The organism is Peptoniphilus sp. DNF00840, from assembly GCF_001553125.1.
Lineage (GTDB): Bacteria > Bacillota > Clostridia > Tissierellales > Peptoniphilaceae > Peptoniphilus_A > Peptoniphilus_A vaginalis.
Genome location: NZ_KQ960240.1, coordinates 2667 through 3126, shown reverse-complemented (window position 1 = coordinate 3126; position 460 = coordinate 2667). Strand labels below are relative to the sequence as shown.

The window sequence follows — 460 nt, the reverse complement described above, 5'->3', positions numbered from 1 at the left end:
AAGGTCGGAGGTTCAAATCCTTCTCCCGCTACCATAAAAATATATGGCGGCGTAGCTCAGTTGGCTAGAGCATACGGTTCATACCCGTAGTGTCAGGAGTTCAAATCTCTTCGCCGCTACCATTTTCAAATTAACGGTTTGTGATACATAAACCGCCACCATATTAGGCCCTGTGGTCAAGCGGTTAAGACACCACCCTTTCACGGTGGTATCCCGGGTTCGATTCCCGGCAGGGTCACCAGATGGACGCATAGCTCAGTTGGGAGAGCATCTGCCTTACAAGCAGGGGGTCATAGGTTCGAGCCCTATTGTGTCCACCAAAATTGGGCCTGGTAGTTCAGTTGGTTAGAATGCCAGCCTGTCACGCTGGAGGTCGTCGGTTCGAGCCCGATCCAGGTCGCCAATTAAAATATAGTAAATTTATTTTTAATAAGTGAGATGCTGGTGTAGCTCAATTGGT

4 tRNA genes are annotated in these 460 nt (G+C 48.9%); all 4 read left to right on the top strand.

From position 1 onward, the window contains the following. The first annotated feature begins 45 nt into the window (after positions 1-45). The 4 genes from HMPREF1864_RS07065 to HMPREF1864_RS07050 all read left to right on the top strand — a co-directional run bounded on the left by HMPREF1864_RS07065 (position 46) and on the right by HMPREF1864_RS07050 (position 403). Positions 46-122: transfer RNA gene (locus tag HMPREF1864_RS07065), tRNA-Met, on the top strand. A gap of 44 nt (positions 123-166) precedes the next feature. Beyond that, a tRNA-Glu gene (locus tag HMPREF1864_RS07060) sits at positions 167-241 on the top strand. 3 nt (positions 242-244) lie between these two features. Then, positions 245-320: transfer RNA gene (locus tag HMPREF1864_RS07055), tRNA-Val, on the top strand. 6 nt (positions 321-326) lie between these two features. Further along, positions 327-403, top strand: a tRNA-Asp gene (locus HMPREF1864_RS07050). Positions 404-460: the final 57 nt, after the last annotated feature.